We start from the raw sequence: 22,372 nt of genomic DNA, 5'->3' as shown, positions 1-22,372 counted from the left end.
CGGAACCGACCAGACCGCCTTCGACGCGACCTTTGCCTCGGGCGCTGTGGAGGTGCATCAGTGACTATTTATCGTAAAGCGCAGGATGCGCTGTCGCTCATTCCGGACGGTTCATGGATTGTCGCCGGGCCCGGCTGTGGCGCGCCCCGGACGTTACTCGCGGAGCTCGGCGCGGCCGCGATGGGACGGGGATGGACACTCGGCAGCGGCCTGCTCCTCGGGGACCTTCCGTTCCTCGACGCGGTGCGTTCCGGCGAGCTGCGCTACCGGACGTGGCACGTCTCGGTGGCCGCCCGCGGCCCAGTGGCGGAGGGCACCGTCGGCTATGTTCCGATGCGCTCCTCGCGGCTGCACGCGATGCTCGCCGCCCGTCCGCTCGGCGCCGCCCTGGTCCGGGTCAGCCCGCCGGACGGATCGGGGCGGGTGTCGTTGGGCCCGTCGGTGAGCTACGGTCTCAGCGCGCTGGAACTGGCTGCGGTGCGTATCGGCGAGGTCGACCCGGATCTCCCGCGGACCTGCGGCGAGACCGAGGTGGACGAGTCCGTCTTCGACGCTCTGGTGGAGGCGGACACCCCGGCCGCGTACCACCGGTCGCAGCCGCCCGACGAGACCAGCCGGCGCATCGCCGAGGTGGTGCTGGACCTGCTGCCGCCCGATCCGGTGCTGCAGATCGGTATCGGTGCCATCCCGGAATCGCTCGTCGGCGTCCTGGCCGAGGCTGACTTCGGACCGCTGCGTTTCGCCGGCATGGGCACCGACCAGATGGTCGATCTCTTCGAACGCGCGGCGCCGCGCGGCGCGGCGAGCGGGCCCGGGATCGGGCCCGAGCCGGCGATCCTCTCACCCGAACTCATGGGTTCTGAGCGTCTCATGCGGTTCGCCGATCGCAATCCGAGTGTCGTCCTGCGCCCGTCGACGTACGCACACGACCCGGCGCGCCTCGGCGCCATGGACCGCTTCGTGAGCGTCAACTCGGCGCTCGAAGTCGACCTGCTCGGCAACGTCAACAGCGAGATGCTCCGGAGCCAGCAGGTGTCCGGCGTCGGCGGCAGTCTCGACTTCGTCGAAGCGGCGGGCCGGTCCAACGGCGGGCTGCGGATCATCGCGCTGCCCTCGGCCACCTCCGGCGCGCGCCACTCGAAGATCGTCGCTCGGGTCGAGGCGGTGACCCTGCCACGGATGTGCGTCGACGTCGTTGTCACCGAGCACGGTGTCGCCCGACTCGACGGCCTCAGCACCGTCGAGCGTGCCGAGGCCCTCATCGCGATAGCACACCCTGACCACCGCGACGCGCTGGCTGACAACGGCGGGAAGGAATAGCGCCATGACCGTGCACCAGCGGCGGGGGCGTTGGTTCGAGGAGCTCGTGGTCGGCGACGTTTACCGCCACCGCCCGGGCAGGACCGTCACCGAGGCCGACAACGTCCTGTTCACGACCCTGACCGGCAATACCCAGAGCCTGCACCTCGACGCGGCATTTGCCTCGACGACGGAGTTCGGACAGCGCCTGGTAAACAGTCTGTTCACCATGTCGACCGTCGTCGGCCTCTCGGTCGCAGATCTCACCGAGGGCACGACGGTGGCCAATCTGGGCTTCACCTCCATCAGCTTTCCGGCTCCGGTCTTCGTCGGCGACACCCTCTACGCGGAAACCGAGGTCATCGGCACCCGGGAGTCCGCGTCTCGACCAGGACAGGGCGTCGTGACCTTCGAGCACCGTGGTTTCAATCAGCACGGTGCGCGGGTCTGCGCGGCGGCACGGGCCGCGCTCGTGCTGGGCCGGGCAGCCGGGGAGGCTGCCGCGGCCGTGCCCACCAGGTAGGGAGAACTCGTCATGACCATTGACACCAACCCCGGCGCGACGGGCATCGACGTCGTGGAGCCGAGAATGCGCGAGGTCCGCTGCCCGGCGGACGGCCGTCTGGTGGGCAGCGTGCCCGACATGGGTCCGGCGCAGGTCGCGGCGGCCGCGGCCCGGCTGCGTGCCGCGCAGCCGGCCTGGGAAGATCTCGGCCCCGACGGCAGGTCACGCCACATGCTGCGTTTTCTCGACTGGCTCCTCGACAATGAAAAGCGTCTGGTCGGGATCATGCAGGAGGAAACCGGAAAGTCCTGGGGCGATGCGGGCCTCGAGATCGGCATGGCCGTGGATCTGATCAACTACTACGGCAAGCACACGAAGGAGTTCCTCGCGGACCGGAAGGTGAGGTCGTGGGGCGCCTCGGGCCTCACCAAGCGTCTGCGCGTGTTAGCGCGGCCCTACCAGCTCGTCGGCATGCTCACCCCGTGGAACGGCCCGCTCGGCGGTCCCATGCTCGACGGAGTGCCCGCCCTCATGGCCGGCGCGGCGGTCATGTTCAAGCCGTCCGAGTTCACGCCGATGACCTGGGCCGAGGCAACTCGCGGGTGGCTTGAGGACATCGGCGCGCCACCTGTCCTGGCCACCATGACGGGCGGGCCGGAGACCGGCGCCGCGGTCGTCGAGGAAGTGGACATGATCATGTTCACCGGTTCCACCCGGACCGGTCGGAAGATCGCGGCGCGGGCGGCGCAGCGCCTCGTGCCGTGCAGTCTCGAGCTCGGCGGCAAGGACGCGATGGTCGTGCTGTCCGACGCGGATCTGGAGCGCTCGGCCCGCGCGGCGGTGTGGGGATCGATGTGGAACTCCGGCCAGATCTGTATCTCCGTCGAACGATGCTACGTCGAGGCGCCCATCTACGACGAGTTCGTCGCGAAGGTCATCGACATAGCCGGCAGCCTGCGCCAGGGCATGGATCCCGACGGCAGTTACAGCTCCGACATCGGCGCGATGGCCAACGCCAACCAACTCCAGACGGTCGAACGTCATGTCGACGAGGCGGTCCGCCAGGGCGCCAGGGTTCTTACCGGCGGCAAGCGGCGCGAAGAGGGCCTTTTCTTCGAGCCGACCGTTCTGCTCGACGTCGACCACTCGATGACGTGCATGCGGGAGGAGACCTTCGGTCCGACGCTTCCCATCATGAAGGTGGCGGATGAGGAAGAAGCGATCCGACTGACGAACGATTCGCCCTACGGCCTCTCCTCGAGTGTGTGGACCCGGGACCGGAAGCGGGCGGACCGGGTGGCCCGGCGCATCGAGGCCGGTGCCGTCAACATCAACAATGTTATGACCAGCACCTTTCAGCTCCCCCTCCCGATGAGCGGCTGGAAGACCTCGGGCCTGGGTAGCCGTTCCGGGGGCGCGAACGGAGTACTGAAGTACTGCCGGCAGCAGTCCATCGTTTCCGAGCGGATCAGGCTCAGGACAGAGCTGCACTGGTACCCCTACACGCCGAAGGGCAGTCGGCTGCAGTCGCGGCTGCTCCGTCTGACCGGCGCCCGGGACTGGCGGCGGCGGCTCGGCCGTGAGCCGAAGCACTGAGCGCGTCGATCAGCGCATCGATCCTCCTGACAGTACCGGTGGATTCCGCCGGAACGGCGGCGGCAGCGGAACAGGCGGCATGAACGCGAGAACTTCGACGCGGTCAGGACCGGTCCAGGACCAGTTCCGCGCCGCGTTCGCCGATCATCATGGAGGGCGCGTTGGTGTTTCCGGTCGTCACGTTCGGCATGATCGACGCGTCCACGACCCGTAGGTTGGCGATGCCACGCACACGCAGTGCCGGGTCGACGACCGCGGCATCATCCACGCCCATCTTGCAGCTTCCGACGGGGTGGTAGGACGGCACCGCGTAGTCGCGGACGTAGTTGATCCAGTCGGCCTCGGTCACGCAGTCGGCCTCCGGCTGGAACTGCCCCTTGGTGATCTCGGCCATGGCCGGCTGGGCCATGATCTCATGCACCATCTTGGCGCCGCGCACCGTGTCGCGCAGGTCGTCGGGATGGCCGAGGAGCTGCATCTCGATTCGGGGCCCGAGGGTCGGGTCCGAGCCACGCAGGCTGATGCGCCCGCGGTTGCGCGTGTGTGTGAAGGTCGAGGACGCGGTGAAGCCCAGCTCCCTGGCCGGCTGGACGTCGAACATTCCGCTGTCGTCCACGTTGCGGGTGATCGCGAAGGGCGTGAACTGTAGCTGGATGTCCGGCGAGGCGAGGCTTGCGTCGGACCTTGCCATGACCTGGACCTGAACGATCGTCATGGCCAGGATGCCGCCGCCGTGCAGCGCGAAGTCCGTGACCGCCTTCGTGCCATCGCTGAGCCTCGGCTTGTTGATGGTGTGCATCGTCGTGCGGTATCGCTGCATCAGGTAGGCGTGCTCGTGCAGGTTCTCCCCGACGCCGGGCAGGTCGATTACCACGGGAATGTTGTGGTCCTCCAGATGCGCGCGAGGGCCGATGCCCGACTGCAGGAGCAGTTTGGGGGATGCCAGGGTTCCGGCGCTCAGGATGACCTCTTGGCGGGCCCGAGCCTGGCGCAACTCTCCTCGGTGGCGGTACTCCACGCCGACGGCTGCCGTGCCTTCGAGCAGGACCCTGTGGGCGAAGGCGTTGGTCCGCACGGTGAGGAGCTTCTTCGAGGCGACCCGTTTGATGTACTCGCGCGACGACTGCGAGCGGGTGCCCCGGCGATGGTTGACCTGTGCGAGCGCGACGCCCTCCTGCTGCTCGCCGTTGTAGTCCGCGGTCTCGGTGTAGCCGGCCTGCCTGGCCGCCTTGATGTAGGTCTGGTTGGCCTCGCCCCGGTTCTCCTGGACGCACACGGACACGGGCCCGCTGCCCCCGCGGAACGTGTTCTCGCCGCCCTCCCAGGTCTCGATCTTCTTGAATGCGGGGAGGACGGAATCGTAATCCCAGCCCTTGCACCCGAGCTGGGCCCAGCCGTCGTAGTCGGCGCGGTTGCCGCGAATGTAGACGCAGGAGTTGATCGATCCCCCGCCGCCCATCACCTTGCCCGCCATCCAGGCCTCGGGGCGGTTGCGGCGTGAGGGGTCGGGTTCGGCGGGGTACTTCCAGTTGGCCTTCTTGTAGGCCACCGCGACTCCGGCCGGGACGAGGATCTCGAGACGTCTGTCGCTGCCACCCGCCTCGAGGAGGAGAACCTTGGCATTGGCCTCGGCCAGCCGGCTGGCGATCACGGAACCGGACGAGCCGCCGCCCACCACCACGTAATCGAAGACCTCATCCGTCATGTCAACTCCAGGCGACGAGGCGCTCGGCGCCCCGGGATTTGTGGCTTACAGATTGCCTAACGTGGCCCAGAATCTACGTCAAGTTTGAAACCGCGGTCAAGGTCTCACGTGTGCGGAGCCTGTTCTTCGCGATGAGCTTATGGTTCGTTACCTTGCGTCCCCGCGCTCTGGCGCGTGACCCGAGCCGCGTCCAACGCTGCGGTCAGCACCGCCCATGCACACGGCTTGGCAGTGCCACGTCCTCCTACTGTAACTGGCGGGTGGCGATGAGCAGAGCGACAACGGAAAGATCAACAGCGGGGGCGACCAGTGGGGCGATGTAGGCGGGAACGCCAAGCCGGATGCCCAGCGCCCACCCATTGCCGAGCCCGAACAGAAAGCTCAGCGCGACGACGCTGGCGATCAGCGTGGTGACCGCGCCAAGCGCGAACGGCCGCGCCTCCTGGCTCGCGGGTGGAGTGGTAGACGCGCCGTTCACTGGTCAATTCCCGCGTGGCCTGCGAGAATGAGTTCACCGGACAGGGTGACCGGTGGTGGGGTAATGGTTCGAGTCCCCCCTCGGACACAACCTGGCAAGATCAATATCATCTCTGACCTGCGCGTATGTGGTGTGGGGGTTCAGCTTCTCCAGCCGACACGAACCATTGCCCCACATGCGCTCTACCTGCACTTTCCTGATTTACAGGTATAGGCAGTGTCGCTTTGGTGATGTTGGTGCTGCGCTGGGTGCGCCCTCGATCTGCCAGGGATCCCGACGTCCGTCGATGCCTTGGCCACCGGCCGTGTCGGCGGGGCCAAGATCGGGGCGGTCATACTGGGATGATGCTCGCGATCCTGGCCGGCAAGCGGGATCCCGCTGCTGAGACAGCGTCAGACCGTTCTGAGGACGCGCTGACCGACGCGGTGTTCGGTGGCCCGGTCGCCTCGCCCACGCGACAATGAGATCAATGTAACCTCCATTTCTTACTCATCGCGCGGCGGCGACTGGGGGCGCGGTCACGGGCCGGTGTGGCGGCAGGCGTGCCGCAGGCCGCGCAGAGGTGCGTCGCTCGCCGCGGGCCGCCAGCACCTGCTGGGCGGCGTGCAGCAGGTCGAGAAGTTCCCGGCGGGCGGCGAAGCGTCGGCCTCTTTGAATGCGAGCACGCCCAATGCGGCCGCCAGGTCCAGCGCCACGGGCACGCAGCCCAGCTGCGGGCTGGGACCGACGCGGCCGGGGCCGCATTCCATGCGACTACTCTCGCACTGCAACGGCGCGAGTCGCGGCGACGGCCAGCGCGAGCGCCGCTATGCAGGCACCCACAAGACAGACGGTGATTCAGCTCGCGCCCCATTCCCACACGGAGGCGGCCACTCGCGATCAGCCGCGCCGTCACCGCGGTCCGCAGCGCTCGGACTAGCCGCTCCCGGGACGACGATGCCCAGGGACAGCGGCCCAACCGGCGCGGTGGCGAGGGTCAGCGCGCCGGAGCCGACCTCGCGCAACGCCGGTCAGAACGGTTCACCGCCGCGCCGGCCTCGGAGCACCCCAAACTCTGCGGTCGCAGTTCTGGTCAGGTGCAGCAGTCGCAGCCGGGCGCGCATCCGCAGGCGTCGACGGTGCCACCCAGGTCGACGGGGGTCGGCAGGACCGGGCAGCAGGTGTCTCCCGCCCAGGCGTTACGGCCTTCTTTGACGGCGATGACGGCGATCACCAGGGCGGTGATCGGGTCGGTCCAGGCCCAGTCGAGGGTGGCGTTGGCGGTCAGGCCGATCAGGAGCACGGCGGACAGGTAGGTGCACAGCAGGGTCTGTTTGGAGTCCGCGATGGCGGAGGCGGAGCCGAGTTCCCGGCCGGCGCGGCGTTGGGCGGTGGACAGGAATGGCATGACGGCCAGGGACAGCGCGGCGAGGACGATCCCGGGTGGGGATCCGTCCGCCTTTCCGGTTCCGGCGAGCATCCGGACCGCGTCGACGGTGACATAGGCGGCGAGTGCGAAGAACGACACTGCGGTGATCCGCAGGGTGGTCTTCTCCCGGGCCTGGCGCGAGGTGTGGTCGGTGGCGGAGAACTGCCAGGCGACCGCGGTGGCGGAGGAGACCTCGATGACCGAGTCCAGACCGAAACCGATCAGTGCGGTCGAGGACGCGATTGTGCCCAGGGTGAGGGCGACTACGGCCTCGATGACGTTGTAGGTGATGGTCGCGGCGACGAGGAACCGGATCCTGCGGGTGAGAGCTGTCCGGCGGGCAGGGGAGGGGCTGAAGGTCAGCTGGGACATCAGCAGCCGCCCTTGTCCTCGGTGTCGGGGCAGGAGCGGTCAGCCGCGACCGCGAGGACTGCGGTGCGCAGGACGTCGAGGGCCTCACCCAGGCGGGGGTCGGCCAGTTCGTAGCGGGTGCGGCGGCCGACAGGGACGGCGACGACCAGACCGCAGCCACGCAGGCAGGCCAGATGGTTCGACAGGCGGCTTCGGGAGATGCCCAGCTGTTCGGCCAGGTCGGCGGGGTGGGCTGGAGCGTCGCGCAGGGCGAGTAGTAGGACTTTGTTAGGTCTTTGATCGTCTGGTTTGGCTGTTGGGATCTTCGCCTGGTTCGCTGCCTGCTGTGACGCCGGAGGAGATGGAGCAGGTGCGTCCGGTCGTGGAGGAGTTCGCGGCCCGGATGTTCGCGGACCTGCCGCGTAAGGACCAGCGGGCCAAGGGCGAGGCGTATCTGCGTGGGCTGATGCTGGACGGGAAGCGCAAGAGCCTGGTCCCGATGGCCGAGCGCCTCGGGGTGGATCATCAGGGGTTGCAGCAGTTCCTGCGGAACTCGACCTGGGAGCATGGTGAGGTCCGTGCCCGGCTGGCGGGCTGGGCGGTGGACTTCGTGGCCCCGCAGGCGCTGGTCGTCGACGACACCGGTTTCCCGAAGGACGGGCCCGCCTCGCCCGGAGTGGCCCGGATGTACTCCGGGACGTTGGGCAAGGTCGGGAACTGCCAGATCGGGGTGTCCGTGCACGCGGTCACCGACTGGGCGTCGGCGGCGCTGGACTGGCGACTGTTCCTGCCGGCCAGCTGGGACGACACATGCTGCGATGATCCGACCGAGGCCGCGGCGGTCCGCGCTCGCCGGACCCGGGCCGGGATCCCCGCCGACGTCCGGCACCGAGAGAAGTGGCGCCTGGCGTTGGACATGCTCGACGAGTTGGCCGGCTGGGGCGTGCCCGCCCGGCCGGTCGTCGCTGATGCCGGGTACGGCGACGCCGCGCAGTTCCGCCAAGCCCTGACCGACCGGCACCTGGTCTACGTGCTCGGGGTGACCCCCACCGCCACCGCGCACCCGGCCTCGGCCGCACCGGTGACCCCGCCGTACTCCGGGACCGGACGCCGCCCGGTCCCGGCCTACCCGGACCCGCCGTCCACCCTGAAGGACCTCGCCCTGGCCGCCGGCCGGGCCGCGCTGCGCACCGTGACCTGGCGGCACGGCACCCACCACAGCGCGAACAACCCGACCGCGGCGATGCGGTCGCGGTTCCTGGCCCTGCGGGTCCGCCCCGCCGGCCGGTCGGTCACCCGCGCCGACGACCGCAGCCTGCCCGAATGCTGGCTGCTGGCCGAATGGCCCCCCGGCAAGACCGAACCCACCGACTACTGGCTCTCGACCCTGCCCGCCGACATCCCCCTGCGCCAACTGGTACGCCTCGCGAAGATCCGCTGGCGGATCGAACACGACTACCGCGAACTCAAGGACGGCCTCGGCCTCGACCACCACGAAGGACGTTCCTTCCTCGGCTGGCACCGCCACGTCACCCTCGTCTCCGTCGCCCAAGCCCTGTGCACCCAGCTACGCCGCACCCCAAAAGCCCCTGCGCCGGCCTGACCCTCTACGGAGTCCTCCGTAGCCTCCAGACCCTGCTCAACGTCTGGACCGGCGCCTGCCGCACCTGCCACCGCCCCTACGACCCGTCACAGGGCAAATCGCCACAACTCCTCGGAGTCACCTAACAAAGTCCTAGTAGGAGCCGGGCGCGGATCGGGTCGGCCAGGGCGCGGCCGAACCGGGCAAGGATCCCGATGTCGGGGGCTACGGTCGGCACGGCTTCACAGTACAGATAATCCTGAACTCAGACATAGCTGAACTAAAGGCAGCGCGGGCTGGTTGCGTTCATCTCGTGGCAGTGCAGAGTCCGGTCCGATCAACCGCCCGCCAACCTGGCACGAGGATGCCAAAGTCGCTGAACCGGCCTCTATCGGCATCACCTGCCGTGGCCGGCCACCGTCCGCGTACGGAGCCGCATCCCACCGGTAGCGCCATCGGCAACCTCGGTGAGAATCGGGCACCTGGAACCGCATCGACCAGCCGTCCACGGCGCTCGAGGAACTGCCGGTGCGGCTCGAGGCGGAGACGCGCCTTCTTCGCCGCCAGTGTGACCGGCTGGCGACCATCCCCGGCGTCGGCCGGCACACGGCCGAAGTCATCACGCGGACCGCCGGCCTGTGCGCCGCTGCCGGCGTACTCCACTGGCTCTTCCCGCGGCGCCGAAGACGACCGCGGCGCCGATGACGGCGGGCAGCTGCAGGTCGGGCGCGGCTCTGTCGAGACCACGGTAGCCCGCCAGCACGGTGCGGGAAGCGTGGCGATCCGGCTGGTCGGCACGCACCGCCGTATGGCTGGCGACGACTCGGTGGTGAGGATGCGTGCCCCCGGCACGGCGGAGGCGAATACCTCGCTTATCAACTTGTAATGGTTTCCATTACCAGCTACGTTGATGAAAATGGATCCCAGTACGGATGGCGGGTCCGGTCGGCTGACGAGCGGGGAGATCGTGGTGGATGGTGCGAGGCTGGTCGCGGTGCGGCGGTGGCGGGTCCGGCGCGGTCTGGGGGTGGTGGCCGCCGGTGTGGTGATGGTCGTGGCCGCGTGCGGAACGTCCTCGTCGGGGGATTCTGGGAGCGCTGGCGGTGGTGGCGAGAAGATCGCGGTGGTGGCGGCGGAGAACTTCTGGGGCAGTATCGCCGCCCAGCTCGGGGGTGATCGGGTGGCGGTCACCAGCATCATCGACAATCCCGACGCCGATCCGCACGACTACGAGCCGGTTCCGGCGGACGGCCGGGCGATCGCCGGCGCGCGGCTGTTCATCGACAACGGAGTCGGCTACGACCCGTGGGCGGGCCGGCTGGCGGCGGCGAATCCGGCGGACGGGCGCACTACGCTGACCGTTGGTGAGCTGGTCGGCGCGAAGGACGGGGACAACCCGCACCGCTGGTACAACCCGGGGGACGTCACGAGGGTGATCGACGAGGTCACCGCGGACTACAAGAAGATCGACCCGGCGGACGCGGGCTACTTCGACCGGCAGCGGGCGTCGTTCACTGCGACGGCACTGAAGCCGTACACCGATCTCATCGCGTCGATCAAGACGACGTACGCCGGGACACCGGTCGGGGCGTCGGAAAGCATCTTCGAGATGCTGTCTCCGGCTCTCGGGTTGGACCTGCTGACCCCGCCGGCCTTCCTGCGCGCGATCTCGGAGGGCGCCGATCCGACCGCTGCGGACAAGACCACCATCGACGATCAGATCAAGACCGGGAAGATCAAGGTCTACGTGTACAACAGTCAGAACTCCACCCCGGACGTGCAACGGCAGGTCGAGGAGGCGAAGGCGGCCAAGATCCCGATGACCGCCATCACCGAGACCCTCACCCCGGCCGGCGCGTCTTTCCAGGACTGGCAGGTCGCCCAGCTGACAAGCCTGCGGACGGCGCTGGCGCAGGCAACCGGAAAGTGACGCGATGACGGTGCGCACACGATCCGCTCAGGTGGTCGTCGACGCCGTCGGCACAGTCCTGCCCGCTGGCACCGACCGGCCGACCGCGGTGAACACCGCGGCGGTGTTGTTCCGGAACGCCGCGGTCCGCTTGGGTGGGCGGCTGGTGTGGAGCAAGGTGGACGTCGAGGTCGCCGCCGGAGAGTTCGTCGCGGTTCTCGGGCCCAACGGGGTCGGTAAGTCCACCCTACTCAAGGCGGCTCTGGGCCTGCTGCCGCTGTCCGCGGGGCAGGCGGTGGTGCTGGGTCGGCCTCCCGGGCGGGCCCGCGCCGAGATCGGGTACCTGCCGCAGCGACGCAGCTTCGACCCGTCGGTACGGATCCGCGGGATCGACATCGTCCGCCTCGGTATCGACGGCCACCGGTGGGGTCTACCCCTACCCGGCGGGGAGCGCAGCCGGGCAGCAGGGCGGCGCGTGGTCGAACTCGTCGAGCTGGTCGGCGCCACCGGCTACGCTCACCAGCCGATCGGCCGGCTCTCCGGTGGGGAGCAGCAGCGGCTTCTGATCGCCCAAGCGCTCGCCCGCCGACCCCGGATCCTGCTCCTCGATGAACCGTTGGACAGCCTGGACCTGCACAACGCCGCCGCGGTCGCGGCACTGATCCGCACCATCTGCCAGACGGCGGGGGTGACCGTGCTGATGGTCGCCCACGACGTCAACCCGATCCTGTCCAGCCTCGACCGGGTCATCTACCTCGCCAGCGGCGGCGCGGTGTCGGGCTCTCCCACCGAGGTCATCACCAGCGCGACGTTGAGCCGGCTCTACCAGACCCCCATCGAGGTACTGGCCACCTCGGACGGGCGGCTGGTCGTCGTCGGCCAACCCGAACCGCCCGCGGCGCACACCGATCGCCACGGCGGGACCGGCCACTCATGATCACCGCTGCCGCGGCCGACGCGGCCCTGTCGTGGAACCTGGTCCGCGATGTCCGCCAGATGTTCGCCTACCCGTTCATGGTGAACGCGTTCCGGGCCGGGACCGTCGTCGCGGTCACCGCCGGGGCGACCGGCTGGTTCATGGTCCTGCGCCGTCAGACGTTCGCCGGCCACACCCTGGCCGTGGCCGGTTTCCCGGGCGCGGCCGGCGCGATCTGGCTCGGCCTGGGCGCGACCTACGGCTACTTCGCTTTCTGCCTGACCGCGGCGCTTCTCATCGCGGCGATCCCCACCGCGGGCGGAGCCACCGCGGGGCGGGCCGCGGAGTCGGCCACCGTCGGTACCGTGCAGGCGTTCGCGCTGGCCTGCGGGTTTCTGTTCGTCAGCCTGTACAAGGGATTCCTCGGCGGGGTGAACACGCTGTTGTTCGGCAGCTTTTTGGGGATCACCGATGGCATGGTCCTGACCCTGACCGCCGTCGCCGTGGCGGTCCTGGCGGTGCTGGCGGTGTTCGGGCGGCCGCTATTGTTCGCCTCCCTCGATCCGGCCGTGGCGGCCGCCGCCGGGGTGCCTGTGCGGGCCCTGTCGGTGGCCTTCCTGATCGTGCTCGGGAGCACCGCAGCGGAGGTCAGTCAGATCACCGGCACCCTCCTCGTCTTCACCCTGCTGGTCATCCCCGCGGCGACCGCACAGATCCTCACCCCTCGGCCGGCGCTCAGCCTTGCCCTCACCGTGCTGTTCGGGCTGCTGGTCACCTGGGCCGGGCTGACCGTGGCCTATTACTCGCCGTACCCGATCGGCTTTTTCATCACCAGCTTCGCCTTCGGTCTGTACCTGCTCGCCCGCCTCGCCGTTCACGCGCACGACCTGCTCGGCCGGACCGCCCGCACCTCCCATCCCGCGCAGGCGGCGGCATGACCGCGAAGACGGCGGACACCGGACTGACCGCGATGTTCGACCACCCGTTCATGCAGCACGCCTTCATCGCCGGAACAGGGATCGCCTTGGCGGCGGGACTCGTCGGCTATTTCCTCGTTCTGCGTGCGCAGGTCTTCACCGCCGACGCGTTGTCCCATGTGGCGTTCACCGGCGCGCTCGCCGCCCTGGTCACCGGGGTCGACGCCCGCATCGGCCTGTTCGCCGCCACCATCACCGTCGGGTTCGCCCTCGGTGCTCTCGGCTCCCGCGGCCACGCCGACGACGTCGTCATCGGCAGCGTGTTCGCCTGGATCCTTGGTCTCGGCGTGCTCTTCCTCACCCTGTACACAACCCACCGCAGCAGCGGCAACGGCACCGCCGGCGTCACCGTCCTGTTCGGCTCGATCTTCGGATTGGACTCCTCCCACGCCTGGGAAGCCGCCGTGCTCGCCGCCCTGCTCTGCCTCGCCGTCATCGTGATCGGGCGTCCCCTGCTGTTCGCGAGCCTGGACCAGGCGGTCGCCGCCGCCCGCGGTGTCCCCGTCCGCCTCCTCGGTGTCGGGTTCCTCGGCCTGGTCGGGGCGACCGCGGCCGAGGCCACCCAGGCCGTCGGCGCGCTCCTGCTCCTCGGTCTGCTCGCCGCACCCGCCGGCACTGCCCACCGGCTCACCACCCGCCCCTACCACGGCATGTGGATCTCCACCTCGGTCGCGGTAGCCGTGACCTGGGCTGGCCTGACCACCAGCTACCTCGCCCCGCGGATCCCCCCGAGCTTCGCCATCCTCGCCTTCGCCACCACCACGTACGCCGTCGCCCTGACCGTCACCACCCGCACCGCCACCGCCACCCACCCGCCCCTACCATCCCCGGCGACCTCGACGGCACAGAGGTCCCCGACCTCCTCATGAGCCCCAATCTCGTGAGAGGAGAGACGGTGCCCACCGACGACGTGCATGCCTCTGACGAATCCGACACCCGCGACGCACGGCGGGAACCGCAGCGGTGGCGCATGTCCCGCGGCCCTCGCCCCCCACGCGACACCCTGCAACGCCGTACAGTGCTGGCTGCGCTCACCGCCGCCGACGGCGGGTTCCGCAGCGTCCAGGCCTTGCACGAGCAGATACGCGCCAGCGGGCATCGCATCGGCCTCACCACGACGTACCGCATTCTGTACGACCTGGTAGGCGATGCCACCGTCGACACGATCCGAGGCGAGGACGGCCAGCAGCTGTTCCACCTCACCCGAACCACCGGACACCACCACCACCTGGTCTGTCGTAGCTGCGGACACAGCATCGACGTTGCCTCCGACACCGTCGAGACCTGGGCGGCAGACCTCGCTGCCACACACGGATTCGCCGACCTCAACCATGCGATCGACCTGTTCGGACTCTGCACCGGATGTCAACCGGACCGGTGATCGGGGGAGTGGGGAGTGTCCCGCGAACGGGACAGACCCGGTGATCCGCGGGGCGGTCGGGTCAGTGCTCGTCCCAGTGCCCGTCGTGGTTGGCATGGCGATGGTTGTCATGGATGTAGTCGATGTGGTCGTGGTGGGGGACAGCGACGTGACCGCAGCCCTCACCGTGAACGTGGTCGTGGTGGCCGGTGTGGGCGCTATGGCCGGCAGGCTCGCAGTCATCGAAGTGGTCGTCGTGGGCACGGTGCAGATGCCCGTCATGGGCGTAGTCGATGTGGTCGTGGTGGGGGACGGCAACGTGACCGCAGCCATAGGTGTGCGGATGTTCTGAGGTGCTGTGGTGGGCCGGGTGGCTGGTGGTGGTCACGGGCGTTCTCCTTGGCGTGTGCGATCGCGTCGCGCACGAGGTGCGCGACGCGATCGTCGGTGAGCCGGCAGACGATCTCCCGACCGCGACGCGTCCAGGCCCAGTCCCGCGCCACTCGGGATCCGCAGGCGCGGGAGATGCTGGCCTCAAGGGCGTTGACCGGTGCATGCACGCGACACAGCCCGTCGGTGAGGCGGGTGATCAGGCGAGGCATACCGACGTGCGAGTGCCCTCAGCAGCATGCTCGCCCCTCCGACGCGCGTCGCAAAGTAAGCGTCTGATCACATGAACACGGTAGGACCTCTTCCCCTCTCGCGCCACGTGAACATGTCGCTCCAATTGGTATTGACAACGGTTGTCAAATTGGAGAGGATTGATGTTCCAAGTACCTGCGTCAGGAGGTCACTGATGTCCTTGACCGTGTCCCCGGATCTGCTCGCCCAGGCCGAAGCCGGCCATGTCGACCAGGAGGCGTTTCTCGCGTGTGTGCGGGACTCGCTTCCATATGCCTACGAGCTGGTGGAGCGGCTCGCCGGTGAGCTGCCCACCGCCGAGCGGGACTTCGCCGACAACCTGATTCCGCCGGCGGACGACGTGGCGCAGGGGCAGTTGCTGCGGGCGATGGCGAGTACCTCGATCCGGGAGGCGTTGGAACGGCGTTTCGGGGTGGCGTTGGCGTTCCAGAACTGCCACCGGCTGGCCGCGTTCCGCCCGCAGGCGGTCGGCGGTGAGCAGCACCGCCGATTTATCTCCGCGGAGAGCCAGGTCCTCAACCAGCAGCCGGAGTTCGTCAACTGCTGACGAACCGTCAGGGTGCCCGGCTGGGTCGCGTGACCGGCTCGGCCGGGCGTCGGTTCGGTCGGGATGTCGCCACAGCAAGGGCGGTTTCTCCACCGGCTCCGGTTCTCGGTGCGGCGGCCTCTGGCCAAGCCGCATGTCGGGAAGGTCGGAGAGCGGGCTCTGGTCATCCTTGTCCTCCTGGCTATCCGTTCAGGTCCGGTAGCCAGGCCGGGAAGGGGTCCGGTAGCTCGCGCCAGCCGTCCTCGCCGAGAGCGAGCTCGACGTCGGTGAGCAGGCATGAACGGAAGACTCCGGCGAGGACCGCCGGGTCGGCGTGCAGACCGATCAGGGCCAGTTCCTGAACGCGGTAGCCGTAGTAGGGATCCCAGCCAGGACGAGCGGCGCTGTGGTCTGCGGGTGCGGCGTCGACGGCGGGCCAGTAGCCGTCGGGAGCGAGCGTGAGTCCCCGCCCGGCGTGGTCCCACGCCATCCTCTGGTCGGGTCGGCTGGCGAGCCACAGCCACCCCCGGGAACGCACCACGCCGGCGACCAGGCCGTCCATGCAGTCATGCAGCCGCTGCGGGTGCAACGGCCGGCGGGCAGCGAGCACCGTGGCGGTGATCCCGACCTCGCTGGCCGGCAGGTCGTCCGCGGTGCGTGCGCACAGCATTCGCAACCAGCCCGCGTGCCGGTGCGAGCCGATCTCGTCGTAGCCGCCGCCGTCCGGGCCGGCGGCGGCGAGGACATCGCTGGCCGGTGTGGCTCGGCCGACGACGGTCACCGGTCGGGCCGCCGGGTTCAGCCGCCGTACCAGCGTGTCGAGCTGCAGCATGTCGCAGACATCGATTTCGTCGGTGGCGGCGAGGGCGACGACGTCAGCGCGTTCGACCTGGTCGACGAGGGCCGCTGGCACCGTCCGACCGAGACGGGGAACGGCGAGGCCTCGGCCGGCGAAGGAGTCACATCCGTCCAGGTCCTCGAACACGGTCGTCGCGTCGACCAAGGCCACCGACGACACCACGCTGAGCGCGGGACAGCCGGCCAGACCCGGTATCAGGTCCAAGGGAACGTATCCCGGTGGTGCCACCACGACGGCTTGGGCGTGTCCATCGGCCGTGAATTCCGAGGCTGAGGCGGCGATGTCCCGGGAGACGACGTTGACGAGGCTCACGTCCTGGGTGGGTAGCGAGGACCTGCATGGCGATCCGTCACCCACGTCGAGCGATCGGACGACGACCGCTCCCACCGGGTGGGAGGGGCACCGGTAGGAGAGTACCGGGACGGGGCGAACTCCACCGCCTGCGGGGGCCGCCGCCACCCCGACGTCACCCCCGGCAGTGCACACCAACGTCACAGACAGTGGGATCGGTTGGCACATGGTGGTCGCTCTCCGGAAGCGGGATGGCGGGGCTCGGGAACTGGCCGGCCAGGCCGGTCAGTTGCTGCGTCTCGTCCGTGCTCCACCGGGACTGAGCAGGCTCATCCGGTGGTCACGGTCAAGGGTGGGCGTGACGGGAACGCGACGATGCATGGTGCCACTTTGATGAAAACGAAAACGATTGTCAATACACGAAGATCGTTTCCTGGGCGTGGAGGGCGCTCGGCGGGGGCGGCTGATGCGTTCCGGGGAGGCAGAGCATGCCCGGGCCCGTCCGGCCCGGTGGTCAGATGGCGGGCGAGTTCGGAGAAGACTCTGACAGGCGCCAGCGAGGGGTCGGCCTCGACGCCGAGCTCGTAGCGGCCCCGGTGGGTGGTCTGACCAGGGCGTGCCCCACGCTGATGGTCTGGACGGACCGGGGCCGTTTCAGGCCGCGCATCTCGGTGCCTGGCTGTCAGCTGGCCGGGTTCGACTCGATCCGGTTGTTCTTCCGCCAGGCGTCAACGCGGCAGACCTTCGGCAGCGGGCTCGTCGAGGACCCTCGGGCAGGCGGCCGCCTTGGCGGCGGTCACTCCCAGAGGGAATCGGCGGCCTGAGGGTCAACGCAGGTAGGGCAGGTGCCGTAAATCTCCAATGTATGAGTGACCATGGTGAAGCCCTCGGCTGCCGCCACGCGCTCGGCCCAGGCCTCGATCTCGGGTCCCTCGATCTCCACGGCGCGGCCACAGGTGCGGCAGACGAGATGATGGTGATGCTGATGGGTGCCACACCGCCGGTAGAGGTTCTCGCCGTCGTCGTTGCGCACGACGTCGAGTTCGCCGGCATCGGCGAGGAACTGCAGGTGTCGATAGACGGTCGTCAACCCGACTGGTTCGCCCTGTTCGCGTAGACGGGCATGTAGATCCTGAGCGCTGGTAAACGTTGCGGTATCAGCCAGTAGCGCGGCCACGGCGCCACCTTGGCGGGTGGCGCGAGTGCTGGTACCGCGTGCCACGCCCCGACGGGGATCCGCATTCATGTCCTCGACCCTGTCAGAAGTAACACGGGGCTGAGCAAGGCCTCGGCGAGGTAGCTCATCGTCATGGTAAGTAGCTTACTGTGATGGTCCTGGTGGTGGGTCTGGGGCTCGGGACCTTGGTGGCACGCGCGGGCAGGACCCGGCTTATCGCGGGTCGAACCGGCCGCGGCGGCATATCTGCTGTCCACGTCGGTGGCCGCGCGTCACCTGACGGTGACGTCGCTCAACTAGTAGGACTTTGTTAGATCGTTGATCGACTGGTTTCGAGGTGCGGATCCGCTTCTGGTTGGCTGCCTGCTGTGACACCGGAGGAGATGGCGGCGGTGCGGCCGGTCGTGGAGGAGTTCGCGGCACGGATGCTCGCCGATCTACCGCGCAAGGACCAGCGGGCGAAGGGCGAGCTCTACGTCCGTGGGCTGATGCTCGACGGGAAGCGTAAGAGCCTGCAGCCCATGGCCGAGCGGCTCGGGGTCGATCATCAGGGGTTGCAGCAGTTCCTGCGGAACTCGACCTGGGAGTACAGCGAGGTCCGCCGCCGGCTGGCCGGGTGGGCGGTCGAGTTCGTCCAGCCCGAGGCGCTGGTCTTCGACGACACCGGCTTCGCCAAAGACGGCTCGGCCTCGCCGGGGGTGGCCCGGATGTACTCCGGCACCCTCGGGAAGGTCGGGAACTGTCAGGTCGGGGTGTCCGTGCACGCGGCGACGGACTGGGCGTCCGCCGCGTTGGACTGGCGGCTGTTCCTACCCGCCAGCTGGGACGACACCGGGCTCGACGACCCGGACGAGGCCACCACGGTGCGGGCCCGCCGTGCCCGGGCGCAGATCCCCGACGTCGCGCGGCACCGGGAGAAGTGGCGCCTGGCGTTGGACATGCTCGACGAGGTCATCGGCTGGGGTGTGCCCGCCCGGCCGGTGCTCGCCGACGCCGGTTATGGCGACTCGGCGCTGTTCCGCCAGGGCCTCACCGACCGCGGCCTGGTCTACGCGGTCGGGGTCACCCCGACCGCGACCGCGCACCCGGCCACCGCCGAACCCGTGTGCGCGGCCTACTCCGGGAACGGCCGTCCACCCGTGCCGGCCTACCCGGACCCGCCCCGCACGTTGAAAGCGCTGGTCCTGGCCGCGGGACGGGGCCAGGCGCGGTGGGTGACCTGGCGGCGTGGCACCCACCACGGTCCGGACAACCCGGCCGCGGTGATGCGTTCACGGTTCCTGGCCCTGCGGGTTCGCCCCGCCGCCCGGGGCGTCACCCGCGACACCGACCGCGTCCTGCCGGAATGCTGGCTGCTCGCCAAATGGCCTCCCGGCCAGGGCGAACCCACCGACTACTGGCTGTCCACCCTGCCCCCGGACATCCAGCTACGCCGCCTGGTCCGGCTCGCGAAACTGCGCTGGCGGATCGAACACGACTACCGCGAGCTCAAGGACGGCCTCGGGCTCGACCATTACGAAGGCCGCTCGTTCGACGGCTGGCACCGCCACGTCACCCTCACCTCCCTGGCCCAGGCCCTCTGCACGCAGCTACGCCGAACCCCAAAAGCCCCTGCGCCGGCCTGACCCTCTACGGAGTCCTCCGCACGCTCCAGACCCTGCTCAACGTCTGGACCGGCGCCTGCCGCACCTGCCACCAATCCTACGCACCATCATCAGTCAAACCGGCTGGAGTCACCTAACAAAGTCCTACTAGAGCTTCCCGGCGGTCCCCGGGCGCCACCCTTCACCCTCTATTGGAATTGGGATTCGTTTTCGATACGATCCGAGGGTGGAGCCAAGGATGCGGAATCGGCGGCGGGCGTGACCAGCCGGTGAACGTCACGCTGCGGGTCGAGCGATGCATCGGTGCCGGCCAGTGCGTACGGGCGGCCCCGGACGTGTTCGACCAGGACGAGGCCGCGGGCACGGTGGTTCTGCTGGCGGGGATGCCGCCCCCGCAGTGGTGGGACGCGGTGCGCCGCGCCGCGGCGCGGTGCCTGTCGCGGGCGGTGACGTTCGATCCGCGCTGAGGTCGCGAGATCGACGTGCCCGGCCTGCCCACCCGCGTCGCGTGCGGGGTGATCGGCGGGGCTGCACCTCCCAGACGTCACGTTCATGCACCTCGCCTGTCGCGGCACACCGGGACCGTGCCGCGTCGCGCTCTAAGAGGCATCGATGCGTCGATGCCGGGGGACGGAGAATGTCAGTGAGACATGCACTTGACCGGCGGTCGCTGCTGCGATCCGGTGCCGCGTTCGCGCTGCTCGGTGGCGCCGCGCTCGTGGGGTGTTCGGGTGAGGATGAGCAGTCGTCGCCGGGTCCGGCGACGACTCCCACGCCCCGGCGGGGCGGCACGCTGCGCGCGGCGTTCGTCGGCGGCGGCGCCGCCGAGACCCTGAACTTCTTGAAGGGACCGACGCCTTTGGACTACGTACGCGCGCGGTGCGCGCACGGAGCTCTGGGCATCCTGGATCCTGACGCGGAGAACGGCGTCCGGTACGAGGTGCTGGAGGGCATCGACGCAGCCGACGACCTGTCCGTCTACACCCTGCGGGTCCGCTCGGGCGCGACGTTCACCGATGGTTCGCCGCTGACCGCGTATGACGTGCTGTACTCGCTCAACGCCCCGACGACGCTCGGCGCGCTGCCGTTCCTCAAGCCGCCGGCCCAGAACTTCGACCTGGCGGCCGCCCGCGTGACCGGTGACCGCACCCTGGAGCTGCCGACGCGCGCTCCGATCGCGGACGGTCGGTTGATCCTCTGCCAGAGCACCCTGGTGTTCAAGGACGGGACGACCGCATTCACCGCCGACATGCCGACCTGCGGCCCCTTCCGGTTGACGGCTTTCGAGGCCGGGCAGGGCAGCACCTTCGTCCGTAACGACGACTACGCCGGACTCGTGGCCGGCGGGCCCTACCTTGACGGCCTGGAGCTGCGCACCATCGCGGACGGCACCGCGCGCGCGAACGCGTTGACCGGCGGGCAGGTCGACTTCGCCGGCGACCTTGGTCCCGTCGCCGCGCGCACACTGGAGAGCAACGGGCGCTTGCGGGTGGTGACCTCCGAGCTGCCCTACGCCACCCTGCTGTCGCTCGCGATGAACCTTGCCTTCGCGCCGTTCGCCGACGTGCGGGTCCGGCAGGCGTTCAAGTTCGCCGTCGACCGGCAGGCCATCCTCGACACGGTGCTGTTCGGTCGTGGCCACCTCGGTAACGACCTGCCCGGGCTCGGTTTCACCGACTACGCGGACGAGCTCGAGCAGCGCCCCCACGACCCGGACCGCGCCCGCGCGCTGCTGCGCGACGCCGGAGCCGAGGGGCTGAAGGTGTCGCTGACGACGGCTCCGGAGATCTCCGGCATGGCCGAGACGGCGACACTGTTCGTGGAGCAGCTCAAGGAGGTGGGTGTCTCCGCGAAGCTCGACCAGCGCCCGACCGGGCAGTTGTTCTCCGACTTCGCCGCCTACGTCCAGCTGCCGTTCGCGGCCAGCTACAGCCCACCGGTTCCGCCGCTGTCGAGCTACGCCTCAACCCGCGCGGGCGGCGCGCCCTCCGCGTTCGGTTTCAAGCGCCCGGACGTCGACGAGCTCGTGGTCAAGGCACGCAGCGCCACGTCAGCCGACGAGCGCCGCGCCGCCGCCGTCGAGGCCCAGCGGATCCAGTGGGAGGAAGGCAACCAGATCGTCCCGGTGTTCATCCCCTCGATCAACGGGCAGACATCACGCGTCCAGGGCATCGTCGATGATCCGTTCACGAACTTCTCCCAGGCATACCTGGGATGACCACGACGTGACGCCGATGCTGGTTTTCGTCGCCCGGCGGTTCGTGGCCGCGATCGTGGTCCTCGCGGCCCTGTCGGTTCTGATCTTCATCGCGACCGATGTGCTGCCGGGCGACGCGGCCGGCGTCCTCGCAGGAACGGAGGCCACCCAGGGCGATCGCGAGGCGCTGCGAGCCGGCCTCGGCCTGGACCGCCCCGCGCCCGTCCGGTATCTGGACTGGGCCGGGGCGGCCATCCACGGTGACCTGGGTACCGGATATGTGGGCGGGCGCGACGTCTCCGCAGTCCTGGGAGACGCCCTGCCGAACAGCCTCGTGCTCACCGGCCTGGCCCTCGGCGTCGCCGTGCCGGTCGCGATCGCGCTCGGTCTGCTCGCCGCGGCGCGGCCCGGCGGCCGCAGCGACCGAACGGTGTCGGCGGCGACGCTCCTTGCGGTCAGCCTGCCCGAGTTCGTGACCGCGGCACTGTTCATCTGGGCCTTCGGGGTTGTGCTCGACGTCCTGCCGGAGGTCTCCATCGTCGGGATCGGAGCCCGTCCGTGGCAGACCCCGGAGGTGATGGTCCTGCCGGCCGCCACGCTGGCTGTCGTGGCGACCGCGACCGCGTCCCGCCTGTTGCGCGCCTCCGCGCTGGAGGTGGGGTCGGCGCCCTATGTGCAGGCAGCCCGACTGCGCGGCGTCGCCGGCGTCCGACTCGCCGTGCGGCACGTGCTCCCGCCCTCACTCGCGCCCACTGTCCAGGTCGTCGCGGTGTTGTTCAGCGGGCTGATCGGAGGTGCCGTGGTCATCGAGACGATCTTCAACTATCCGGGCGTCGGGTCCGAACTGGCGCAGGCCGTGGGTAACCGCGACGTCCCCATGGTGCAGGGCCTGTCCCTGGCGCTGTGCGCGATCGCGCTGCTGGTGCTGCTAACCGGGGACATCGTGGCGACGCTCGTCGACCCGAGATCGCGGCGGCGGGGATGATCCTT

20 protein-coding genes and 2 pseudogenes are annotated in these 22,372 nt (G+C 69.4%); 15 read left to right on the top strand and 7 right to left on the bottom strand.

The window, feature by feature from the left end:
- Positions 1-60: 60 nt before the first annotated feature.
- Genes AC5R91_RS08240 through AC5R91_RS08230 form a run of 3 tightly spaced genes read left to right on the top strand, consistent with a single transcriptional unit; the run spans position 61 to position 3,400 of the window.
- The gene (locus tag AC5R91_RS08240; RefSeq protein WP_495396560.1) at positions 61-1,320 is read left to right on the top strand and encodes an acetyl-CoA hydrolase/transferase family protein; all 1,260 of its coding nucleotides are present in this window, start codon (positions 61-63) and stop codon (positions 1,318-1,320) included.
- A gap of 4 nt (positions 1,321-1,324) precedes the next feature.
- Positions 1,325-1,822 carry a MaoC family dehydratase gene (locus tag AC5R91_RS08235; RefSeq protein WP_495396559.1) on the top strand — a complete coding sequence of 166 codons (498 nt, stop codon included), beginning with the start codon at positions 1,325-1,327 and terminating at the stop codon, positions 1,820-1,822.
- Positions 1,823-1,834: 12 nt separating this feature from the next.
- Positions 1,835-3,400 carry an aldehyde dehydrogenase family protein gene (locus AC5R91_RS08230; protein ID WP_495396558.1) on the top strand — a complete coding sequence of 522 codons (1,566 nt, stop codon included), beginning with the start codon at positions 1,835-1,837 and terminating at the stop codon, positions 3,398-3,400.
- A gap of 103 nt (positions 3,401-3,503) precedes the next feature.
- Here the strand turns inward: AC5R91_RS08230 and AC5R91_RS08225 are convergent, their stop codons facing one another.
- From AC5R91_RS08225 to AC5R91_RS08210, 4 genes and pseudogenes are all read right to left on the bottom strand, one after another.
- Positions 3,504-5,105 (bottom strand): GMC family oxidoreductase, encoded by a 1,602-nt coding sequence (locus AC5R91_RS08225; RefSeq protein ID WP_495396557.1) that lies wholly within the window; start codon positions 5,103-5,105, stop codon positions 3,504-3,506.
- A 250-nt stretch (positions 5,106-5,355) separates the two neighbouring features.
- Positions 5,356-5,583, bottom strand: a pseudogene (locus AC5R91_RS08220) (hypothetical protein); the annotation flags it as partial.
- A gap of 1,072 nt (positions 5,584-6,655) precedes the next feature.
- Positions 6,656-7,363: a cation efflux transmembrane domain-containing protein gene (locus tag AC5R91_RS08215; protein WP_495396556.1), complete on the bottom strand. Its 708-nt coding sequence runs from the start codon at positions 7,361-7,363 to the stop codon at positions 6,656-6,658.
- Positions 7,363-7,611 (bottom strand): helix-turn-helix domain-containing protein, encoded by a 249-nt coding sequence (locus AC5R91_RS08210; protein ID WP_495397915.1) that lies wholly within the window; start codon positions 7,609-7,611, stop codon positions 7,363-7,365. Before AC5R91_RS08210 ends, AC5R91_RS08215 begins: the two co-directional genes overlap by 1 nt.
- Positions 7,612-7,688: 77 nt before the next feature.
- On the opposite strand from AC5R91_RS08210, the gene AC5R91_RS08205 reads away from it, so the two are divergent.
- From AC5R91_RS08205 to AC5R91_RS08170, 8 genes are all read left to right on the top strand, one after another.
- Positions 7,689-8,945, top strand: coding sequence for an IS701 family transposase (locus AC5R91_RS08205; RefSeq protein ID WP_495394001.1), 1,257 nt, complete (start codon positions 7,689-7,691; stop codon positions 8,943-8,945).
- A 949-nt stretch (positions 8,946-9,894) separates the two neighbouring features.
- Positions 9,895-10,854 (top strand): metal ABC transporter solute-binding protein, Zn/Mn family, encoded by a 960-nt coding sequence (locus AC5R91_RS08200; protein ID WP_495396555.1) that lies wholly within the window; start codon positions 9,895-9,897, stop codon positions 10,852-10,854.
- Positions 10,855-10,858: 4 nt separating this feature from the next.
- Positions 10,859-11,770 carry a metal ABC transporter ATP-binding protein gene (locus AC5R91_RS08195; protein ID WP_495396554.1) on the top strand — a complete coding sequence of 304 codons (912 nt, stop codon included), beginning with the start codon at positions 10,859-10,861 and terminating at the stop codon, positions 11,768-11,770.
- Complete coding sequence (locus tag AC5R91_RS08190) at positions 11,767-12,687, top strand: metal ABC transporter permease (RefSeq protein ID WP_495396553.1); 921 nt, start codon at positions 11,767-11,769, stop codon at positions 12,685-12,687. The genes AC5R91_RS08195 and AC5R91_RS08190 overlap by 4 nt, the downstream gene beginning before the upstream one ends.
- Positions 12,684-13,595: a metal ABC transporter permease gene (locus AC5R91_RS08185; RefSeq protein ID WP_495396552.1), complete on the top strand. Its 912-nt coding sequence runs from the start codon at positions 12,684-12,686 to the stop codon at positions 13,593-13,595. Before AC5R91_RS08190 ends, AC5R91_RS08185 begins: the two co-directional genes overlap by 4 nt.
- Before the next feature lie 26 nt (positions 13,596-13,621).
- Entirely contained in the window at positions 13,622-14,107 is a 486-nt protein-coding gene (locus AC5R91_RS08180) for a Fur family transcriptional regulator (protein WP_495396551.1), read from the top strand.
- Between the two features lie 94 nt (positions 14,108-14,201).
- Entirely contained in the window at positions 14,202-14,438 is a 237-nt protein-coding gene (locus AC5R91_RS08175) for a hypothetical protein (RefSeq protein WP_495396550.1), read from the top strand.
- Positions 14,439-14,882: 444 nt separating this feature from the next.
- The gene (locus tag AC5R91_RS08170) at positions 14,883-15,275 is read left to right on the top strand and encodes an SCO5389 family protein (protein ID WP_495396549.1); all 393 of its coding nucleotides are present in this window, start codon (positions 14,883-14,885) and stop codon (positions 15,273-15,275) included.
- A gap of 181 nt (positions 15,276-15,456) precedes the next feature.
- Here the strand turns inward: AC5R91_RS08170 and AC5R91_RS08165 are convergent, their stop codons facing one another.
- The 3 genes and pseudogenes from AC5R91_RS08165 to AC5R91_RS08155 form a co-directional block, all read right to left on the bottom strand.
- On the bottom strand, positions 15,457-16,263 hold the full coding sequence (locus AC5R91_RS08165) for a CobW family GTP-binding protein (RefSeq protein ID WP_495396548.1): 807 nt from the start codon (positions 16,261-16,263) through the stop codon (positions 15,457-15,459).
- A 665-nt stretch (positions 16,264-16,928) separates the two neighbouring features.
- Positions 16,929-17,225 (bottom strand): annotated as a pseudogene (locus AC5R91_RS08160) (DDE-type integrase/transposase/recombinase); the annotation flags it as partial.
- Positions 17,201-17,650, bottom strand: coding sequence for a Fur family transcriptional regulator (locus tag AC5R91_RS08155; protein WP_495396547.1), 450 nt, complete (start codon positions 17,648-17,650; stop codon positions 17,201-17,203). The pseudogene AC5R91_RS08160 and the gene AC5R91_RS08155, both read right to left, overlap by 25 nt.
- A gap of 299 nt (positions 17,651-17,949) precedes the next feature.
- Between AC5R91_RS08155 and AC5R91_RS08150 the strand changes: the two genes are divergently transcribed.
- The 4 genes from AC5R91_RS08150 (at position 17,950) to AC5R91_RS08135 (ending at position 22,367) form a co-directional block, all read left to right on the top strand.
- The gene (locus AC5R91_RS08150) at positions 17,950-19,206 is read left to right on the top strand and encodes an IS701 family transposase (RefSeq protein WP_495396546.1); all 1,257 of its coding nucleotides are present in this window, start codon (positions 17,950-17,952) and stop codon (positions 19,204-19,206) included.
- 248 nt (positions 19,207-19,454) lie between these two features.
- Positions 19,455-19,652: a ferredoxin gene (locus AC5R91_RS08145; RefSeq protein WP_495396545.1), complete on the top strand. Its 198-nt coding sequence runs from the start codon at positions 19,455-19,457 to the stop codon at positions 19,650-19,652.
- Positions 19,653-19,828: 176 nt separating this feature from the next.
- Entirely contained in the window at positions 19,829-21,403 is a 1,575-nt protein-coding gene (locus tag AC5R91_RS08140) for an ABC transporter substrate-binding protein (protein ID WP_495396544.1), read from the top strand.
- 16 nt (positions 21,404-21,419) lie between these two features.
- Positions 21,420-22,367, top strand: a complete 948-nt coding sequence (locus AC5R91_RS08135; protein ID WP_495396543.1) for an ABC transporter permease — start codon at positions 21,420-21,422, stop codon at positions 22,365-22,367.
- Positions 22,368-22,372 lie beyond the last annotated feature (5 nt).

The sequence above is a fragment of the Frankia sp. BMG5.60 genome (genome assembly GCF_059428125.1).
The sequence above is the reverse complement of the archived record's forward strand: the minus strand, read 5'-3'. Positions and strand labels throughout refer to the sequence as shown.

Coding starts and splice junctions, on each gene's coding strand:
- AC5R91_RS08235 (WP_495396559.1), top strand. CDS start 1,325: ATGACCGTGCACCAGCGGCGGGGGCGTTGGTTCGAGGAGCTCGTGGTC.
- AC5R91_RS08230 (WP_495396558.1), top strand. CDS start 1,835: ATGACCATTGACACCAACCCCGGCGCGACGGGCATCGACGTCGTGGAG.
- AC5R91_RS08225 (WP_495396557.1), bottom strand. CDS start 5,105: ATGACGGATGAGGTCTTCGATTACGTGGTGGTGGGCGGCGGCTCGTCC.
- AC5R91_RS08215 (WP_495396556.1), bottom strand. CDS start 7,363: ATGTCCCAGCTGACCTTCAGCCCCTCCCCTGCCCGCCGGACAGCTCTC.
- AC5R91_RS08195 (WP_495396554.1), top strand. CDS start 10,859: ATGACGGTGCGCACACGATCCGCTCAGGTGGTCGTCGACGCCGTCGGC.
- AC5R91_RS08190 (WP_495396553.1), top strand. CDS start 11,767: ATGATCACCGCTGCCGCGGCCGACGCGGCCCTGTCGTGGAACCTGGTC.
- AC5R91_RS08185 (WP_495396552.1), top strand. CDS start 12,684: ATGACCGCGAAGACGGCGGACACCGGACTGACCGCGATGTTCGACCAC.
- AC5R91_RS08175 (WP_495396550.1), top strand. CDS start 14,202: ATGGCGATGGTTGTCATGGATGTAGTCGATGTGGTCGTGGTGGGGGAC.
- AC5R91_RS08170 (WP_495396549.1), top strand. CDS start 14,883: ATGTCCTTGACCGTGTCCCCGGATCTGCTCGCCCAGGCCGAAGCCGGC.
- AC5R91_RS08155 (WP_495396547.1), bottom strand. CDS start 17,650: ATGAATGCGGATCCCCGTCGGGGCGTGGCACGCGGTACCAGCACTCGC.
- AC5R91_RS08135 (WP_495396543.1), top strand. CDS start 21,420: ATGCTGGTTTTCGTCGCCCGGCGGTTCGTGGCCGCGATCGTGGTCCTC.